The organism is Sphingomonas sp., assembly GCF_042091075.1.
GTDB lineage: Bacteria > Pseudomonadota > Alphaproteobacteria > Sphingomonadales > Sphingomonadaceae > Sphingomonas.
In genome coordinates this window covers 1-6168 of the sequence record NZ_JBELIE010000185.1, presented here as the reverse complement: position 1 = coordinate 6168, position 6168 = coordinate 1, and the positions used below count along the sequence as shown (strand labels likewise).

The 6168-nt window shown below is 65.2% G+C and carries 8 protein-coding genes; 4 read left to right on the top strand and 4 right to left on the bottom strand.

The window, feature by feature from the left end:
• Positions 1–88: 88 nt before the first annotated feature.
• Positions 89–412, top strand: coding sequence for a YbaB/EbfC family nucleoid-associated protein (locus tag ACFDSW_RS14680; RefSeq protein ID WP_375251017.1), 324 nt, complete (start codon positions 89–91; stop codon positions 410–412).
• A gap of 96 nt (positions 413–508) precedes the next feature.
• Here the strand turns inward: ACFDSW_RS14680 and mtgA are convergent, their stop codons facing one another.
• From mtgA to ACFDSW_RS14660, 4 genes are all read right to left on the bottom strand, one after another.
• Positions 509–1183: a monofunctional biosynthetic peptidoglycan transglycosylase gene (gene mtgA, locus ACFDSW_RS14675; RefSeq protein WP_375251016.1), complete on the bottom strand. Its 675-nt coding sequence runs from the start codon at positions 1181–1183 to the stop codon at positions 509–511.
• Positions 1184–1215: 32 nt separating this feature from the next.
• Positions 1216–2430: a flavin monoamine oxidase family protein gene (locus tag ACFDSW_RS14670; RefSeq protein ID WP_375251015.1), complete on the bottom strand. Its 1215-nt coding sequence runs from the start codon at positions 2428–2430 to the stop codon at positions 1216–1218.
• A gap of 124 nt (positions 2431–2554) precedes the next feature.
• Positions 2555–3457 carry an RNA polymerase sigma factor RpoH gene (rpoH, locus tag ACFDSW_RS14665; protein ID WP_375251014.1) on the bottom strand — a complete coding sequence of 301 codons (903 nt, stop codon included), beginning with the start codon at positions 3455–3457 and terminating at the stop codon, positions 2555–2557.
• 72 nt (positions 3458–3529) lie between these two features.
• The gene (locus tag ACFDSW_RS14660; RefSeq protein ID WP_375251013.1) at positions 3530–4477 is read right to left on the bottom strand and encodes an RluA family pseudouridine synthase; all 948 of its coding nucleotides are present in this window, start codon (positions 4475–4477) and stop codon (positions 3530–3532) included.
• A gap of 22 nt (positions 4478–4499) precedes the next feature.
• Here ACFDSW_RS14660 and ACFDSW_RS14655 point away from each other — a divergent pair, with 22 nt between their 5' ends.
• The 3 genes from ACFDSW_RS14655 to ACFDSW_RS14645 all read left to right on the top strand — a co-directional run.
• The gene (locus ACFDSW_RS14655) at positions 4500–4976 is read left to right on the top strand and encodes a Mov34/MPN/PAD-1 family protein (RefSeq protein WP_375251012.1); all 477 of its coding nucleotides are present in this window, start codon (positions 4500–4502) and stop codon (positions 4974–4976) included.
• Positions 4977–4984: 8 nt separating this feature from the next.
• Positions 4985–5644, top strand: a complete 660-nt coding sequence (locus tag ACFDSW_RS14650) for a histidine phosphotransferase family protein (protein ID WP_375251011.1) — start codon at positions 4985–4987, stop codon at positions 5642–5644.
• A 99-nt stretch (positions 5645–5743) separates the two neighbouring features.
• Positions 5744–6168: Hpt domain-containing protein (locus tag ACFDSW_RS14645; protein ID WP_375251010.1), on the top strand; the 425-nt coding region annotated here is incomplete at its 3' end.

The following is a 6168-nucleotide window of genomic DNA, read 5'->3' as shown; positions in this document are numbered from 1 at the left end:
CCCGTGCGCATCCTGTCGTCGACGCGGCCTTCCAGGCCTTCCCCGGGGCCGAACTGATCGAGCCCAAACCAGCGAAGCGGAGCATTACGTGAAGGATCTCAACAATATCCTTGCCATGGCGCAGAACGTTCAGAACGAACTGCAGAAAGCGCAGGACAATCTCGATACGATCGAGGTCGAGGGCGCGGCGGGCGGCGGGCTCGTAAAGGTGAAAGCCTCGGCGAAGGGCCGCATCATCTCGGTCGCGATCGACGATTCGCTGATCGTCCCGTCCGAAAAGCAGATGCTGGAGGATCTGGTCGCCGCGGCGTTCAACGATGCGCGCGCCAAGGCGGATGCCGCTTCCTCCAGCGAAATGTCCAAGATGACCAGCGGCCTGCCGCTGCCGCCGGGCTTCAAACTGCCGTTCTGATCGAAAATCGTCCAAGAGGCCGGCGGCGCAATCGGCGACGCGACAACATGAGCGCTGCCGGCCGAGCGCATCGTGGCGGGCGGACAAGAACCGCGTCTATCGAAGGCAGTCGTCCAGCCCGCCGCGACGCACCACGCCGATGTAACGCGACAGCGCATTGCCATGCCGGCGGACGAAGCCGCGCGGATCGATCGCTTCGCGTTTCTTCGGCAGTGGCAGTACCGCGGCGATACGCCCCGCCTCGGTAAGGCTCAATCGCGCCGCCGAGTGATGGAAATAGCGTTGCGCGCCGGCTTCGACACCATAAGTGCCGATCCCGGTTTCGGCGAGGTTGAGATAGACCTCCATGATCCGCTTCTTGCCCCAGATCGTCTCGATCAGCACCGTGAACCACGCCTCGACTGCCTTTCGGGCATAGCCGCCGCCCTGAAACAGAAAGGCGTTCTTCGCGGTCTGCTGGCTGATCGTCGAGCCGCCACGCAGGCGCCCCCCGGTCATATTGCTCTTCGCCGCGGCAGCGATCCCGCGCCAGTCGAAGCCGTGATGCGAACAGAAGCGCGAATCCTCGCCCGCGATCGCGGCGCGTGCCATGTCGGGATCGATATCGGAAAGCGGCGTCCAGTCCTTGGTGATCGAATGCCCGCCGATCACGTCTCCCAGCATCGTGAAGGTGAAAGGCGGCGGAACAACGGCATAGACCGCGACCCATAGCACCGACACCAGAACGAACCCGATCACGATCTTGAGCAACAGGCGCAGGGCGAAGAACATATCGGTACCGTTACAGCAGCCAGCGCGAGGTGTCAGCCGCCAAGGATCGCGCGCGCCGCGAGGATGCCGGTTTCATAGGCGCCATGTGCGGTTGAAAAATCGGTCGGGTGGCAGGCTTCACCCGCGAAGAAAAGGCGATGATCGACTGGCTTGCCGAGTGTCTGACGGGCGGCGGCATGGCCGATGCGCGCGTGCGAATAGCTGCCGGCGATCCACGGTTCGCGCCGCCATCGCGATGCGGCGATCGGACGGAGCCTGTCGCGCCACCCACTGCCCAGCAGGGCCACGCATTCGTCGATCGCGACGGCATTGGCGGCCCCGTCTTCCAGCGCACTGGCGGTGTCGCCGCCGAAGAAGCTCTCGATGACCGGCCAGCCAAAGGGGCTCAGCCGGTGGCTCGCGGTATGGCGGCTGCGCGGGTTGCCGAGCAGGTGCACATTGGCGGGCCATTCGGGGCGATCGACCGCGAGGAACACCTTGTTGGCGACGCCCAGCGGCAACGCTGCCGCAGCCGCTGTCTTTTCCGGCAGCGGGGGATCGAAGCGGAGGCGTTCGTCGGCGAGGAGCGGCGTGGGGACGGTGACGATCGCCCGCTCCGCCTCGATCGTACCGGCGGGGGTGTCGATGCGAAGCAGGTGCCTTCCATGATCGATCCTGGTGACGGGAGTCGACAGCCGGATCGGCAACCCCCGCGCATGATCGGCGATCAGTGCCCCATAACCCTGTCGTACCGCCCAATTGTCGTCGGTGGCGGCATTTTCATAGGCAAGCCAGTCGTGCAGGGAGACGCGGTCGAGCGGTGCGCCATTCACGAAGCCGGAGATCGCGTCGACTTGCTGATACCACGGATCGTCACGCGCGATGAAGGCGGATAGCGGCTGATCGGCGCCATCCGCCGCGGCGCGGGCCTTCATCTCCCAGCGATCCCATGCGGCGCTGAAGGCGGCCTGCTCGGTCGGGGAATAGCCAAGGTCGCGCCATTGCTGATCCCAATGGGCGGCATCGGTATCGATGACGAAGCCACGTTCGCGCGCGATCGCCGCCCAGGGATTGCGTTTCGCCGAGTGGAGCCATCCGCACCCCAGGTCGAGGTGCGCGTCACCATGCCGGATCGTATGGGCCCGCCCGCCGATCCGTGCCCCGGCTTCGAGCAGGAGGATCGCGCGACCGGCATCGTGCAGCAGCCGTGCGGCGGCGATGCCCGCCGCCCCGGCGCCAATGATGACGGTGTCGTAGCGGGATGCCATGCAAAACGATCTTCAGCTGTCGTGACACTAGCCGATTGCCGGATGACGGGGCCGATCCCGCCCTCCGTCCGACAACACGCTATCGCCGCCGGGCGACCGGGCTACCGATCGCCATCGGATTGGCTCAGGCCGTCAGCAACCTCTTCTCACCCGCCAGCCGCATCATCGCACGCTGCAGCTTCTCGAACGCGCGTACCTCGATCTGACGGACCCGTTCGCGGCTGACGCCATAGACCTGCGAGAGTTCCTCCAGCGTCTTCGGATCGTCGGTGAGGCGGCGCTCGGTCAGGATATGCTTCTCACGATCGTTGAGATCCTCCATCGCGGAGACGAGCATGTCGTGGCGGACGTCGGCTTCCTGCTGGTCGGCGACGACGCTGTCCTGCAACGGCGCATCGTCAGCGAGCCAATCCTGCCACTGGCCTTCACCATCCTCTCGCATCGGCACGTTGAGCGACGTATCGCCGCCCATCGCCATGCGGCGATTCATGCTGACGACATCGGCCTCGGTCACGCCGAGGTCAGTCGCGATCTTGTGGACGTTCTCCGGCGTCAGGTCGCCGTCCTCGAACGCATCGAGCCGCGCCTTCATGCGGCGCAGGTTGAAGAACAGCTTCTTCTGCGCCGCGGTGGTGCCCATCTTCACCAGGCTCCACGAGCGCAGGATGAACTCCTGGATCGAGGCGCGAATCCACCACATCGCATAGGTGGCCAGGCGGAAGCCGCGATCGGGCTCGAATTTCTTCACGCCCTGCATCAGGCCGATATTGCCCTCCGAGATCAGCTCGGAGACGGGCAGGCCGTAGCCGCGATAGCCCATCGCGATTTTCGCAACCAACCGAAGGTGCGACGTCACCAGTTGCGCTGCCGCCTCGGTATCGCCATGCTCCTGAAAACGCTTGGCAAGCATATATTCCTGCTCGGGCGCGAGGATCGGGAATTTCTTGATCTCGGCCAGATAGCGGTTGAGCGACTGCTCCCCGCCAAGGGCAGGAATCGTCGCCGGGACGTTGCTGCGGGCTGCCATGATCCTTCGTCTCCCTTCCTCGCGGAGAACGCCGGGCCGCCCTTTTGCGGCACGATCCGGCGTGTTCCGAACCTATACGACAAGCTGACTGAACAGTTCCTGCATGTCGGGCGGCATTGCGCTATCAAACGATAAAGCCTCGCCGCTGATGGGGTGGATGAACCCCAGATGCGCGGCATGCAATGCTTGGCGCCGGAAATGCAGGGTTTCCAGCACGCCCTTGTGAGCCTGTTTTGTTCTACCATAGACCGGGTCACCCAGCAAGGCATGCCCGATCGACGCCATATGTACGCGCACCTGATGCGTGCGGCCGGTTTCCAGCCGGCATTCCACCAGCGCCGCCTCCCGCAGCGGCGTGAGCGTGCGAAAGTGGGTCACCGCGCGCTTGCCGCCCGCGACGATCGCCACCTTCTTGCGATTGGTGGCGGAGCGCGCCAGCGGCGCATCGACCGTGCCGGCCGGCGGCAACGGACGCCCGCCGACGATCGCGCGATAGCGTCGGTCGATCGAATGCGCCGCGAACTGCTTCGCCAGCCCTTCGTGCGTGCGATCGGTTTTCGCCGCGACCATCAGGCCGGAAGTGTCCTTGTCGATACGATGGACGATCCCCGGGCGCGCGACGCCGCCGATGCCCGATAGCGATCCGCCGCAATGGTGCAGGAGCGCGTTGACGAGCGTACCGTCGAGATTGCCCGCGGCGGGATGAACCACCAGCCCCGCCGGCTTGTCGATGACGATCAGATGCTCGTCCTCGAAAACGATCACCAGCGGAATATCCTGCGCTTCATTGTGCGCGGGGAGAGGGGCGGGAACGCTCACGGAGAAACGCTCGCCACCTTTCAGCTTGCGCGCGGGATCGCGGATCGCGACCCCGTCCTGCGTCACCTGGCCGGCGTTGATCAGCACCTTCAATCGCTCGCGCGACAGCGTCGGCACCGCTTCGGCCAATGCGCGATCCATCCGCCAGCCTTCGGCGGTGGCTGCGATCGTCGCCTCGATGATGGAAACCCCCCGGTCCATTGTCCTGTGGTAGATGGGGCAGATGATGCGTCTTTCAATCGCGGTCCGAAACGAAATCCTCGAACACGCGCGCGACGCCGCCGACGTCGAGGTATGTGGCCTGTTGTTCGGTGAGGGTGACCGCATCGATCGGGCGATGCCGTGCCGTAACGTCGCCCCCGATCCGACGACGCGCTTCGAAATCGATCCAGCGATGCTGATCGCGGCGCATCGTGCGGCGCGGCGCGGAGAGGGGCCGGCCGTGATCGGCCATTATCACTCACATCCCAACGGTCGCCCGGATCCCTCTCCGCGCGATGCCGCCGCCGCCGCGCCCGATGGTCACCTGTGGCTGATCGTCGCAGACGACACGATCACGGCATGGCGCGCAACGGCGAATGGTGCGATCCACGGGCGCTTTGATGCGGTGAAGCTGGTGACCGATGGTTGCGGTCCCGCCATCGATTCGTCACAAGGCGCTTCCGCCGCCACCCCCATTCGTCCCGTTTCTTCAAGGTGATCCGTGCCATGCCGATAAGCCCGGTCGAATTCGCGAGCCTGCTGTGCTCGCGCCTGTGCCACGATTTGCTTTCACCGATCGGAGCGTTGAACAACGGGCTGGAATTGCTGGGCGATGAGTCCGATCCGGCGATGCGCAAGCGCTGCCTTGACCTGCTCAACGAGAGCGCCCGGGTGTCGGCTAACAAGCTGAAATTCTTCCGTCTCGCCTTTGGTGCGGGCAGTGCCTTCGGCGAGCGCGTCGACGTGCGCGAGGCGCGCAACGCCATCGAGGGGCTGTTGGGTGACAACAAGCGCCTGACGCTGCACTGGGCGGTCGAGGAACAGATGCTGTCGAAGGCGGCGGTCAAGGTCTTGCTGAACCTTGCGCTGATCGCTGGCGACACGCTCGTGCGCGGGGGCACGGTGACGATCGGCGCGGAAGAGACCGCCGACACCACCGAGATCGTGCTGCAGGCCGCCGGCGACCGGGTGATCCTTGATCCCGAGCTTCGGGCGACTTTGGTGAACGGCATGGCGGAGGGGGCCGACGGGTCGATCACCGTCACCCCCCGCGCCGCCGCCGCGTTTCTGATCCATTCGATCGTCGATGAGGCGGGCGGATCGGTGATGGTTGGCGATCCGGTGGAGGGAAGCTTGCTGTTCGGGGCCGCGCTGCCGAACCGATAGGGCGCTGCCCTCCGCGAGAAAGACGGGGCGGGGCGGTAAAGCTGCTTTTAACTTCATGCGTGCCAAGTGCGATCCCGTACCGGAACGTAACGGGGCCGCATGGACGATCTGCTGCAGGAGTTTATCGCTGAAACCCGGGAGACGCTGGAGGCGCTTTCCGGCGAGATCGTCGGTTGGGAAGCCGATCCGACCGATCGCGCGCGGCTCGATTCGATTTTCCGCTTCGTCCATACCATCAAGGGAAGCTGCGGCTTCCTCGATCTGCCGCGGCTGGCGCGGCTGAGCCACAGCGCGGAGGACGCGCTGGCGGCGGTCCGTTCCGGTGAGCGCGCGGCCGACCAGGCGTTGGTCAATGCGATCCTGGCCATCATCGATCGCATCAGCGAGATCGTCGAGGCGATCGATGCGGGCGAATCGCTGAGCGACAGCGGTGAGGAACTGCTGATCGCCGCACTCAATCCGACCGCGGTGACGCCGAACGAGGCAGCGTCGGAAGCGACGCCCGCTCATGACGTGGCGGATCG

What these genes read in the sequence shown, in the direction of transcription:
- mtgA (WP_375251016.1), bottom strand. Translation starts at nt 1,183, where the DNA reads ATGTTCTTCGCCCTGCGCCTGTTGCTCAAGATCGTGATCGGGTTCGTT.
- ACFDSW_RS14670 (WP_375251015.1), bottom strand. Translation starts at nt 2,430, where the DNA reads ATGGCATCCCGCTACGACACCGTCATCATTGGCGCCGGGGCGGCGGGC.
- rpoH (WP_375251014.1), bottom strand. Translation starts at nt 3,457, where the DNA reads ATGGCAGCCCGCAGCAACGTCCCGGCGACGATTCCTGCCCTTGGCGGG.
- ACFDSW_RS14660 (WP_375251013.1), bottom strand. Translation starts at nt 4,477, where the DNA reads ATGGACCGGGGGGTTTCCATCATCGAGGCGACGATCGCAGCCACCGCC.
- ACFDSW_RS14655 (WP_375251012.1), top strand. Translation starts at nt 4,500, where the DNA reads ATGATGCGTCTTTCAATCGCGGTCCGAAACGAAATCCTCGAACACGCG.
- ACFDSW_RS14650 (WP_375251011.1), top strand. Translation starts at nt 4,985, where the DNA reads ATGCCGATAAGCCCGGTCGAATTCGCGAGCCTGCTGTGCTCGCGCCTG.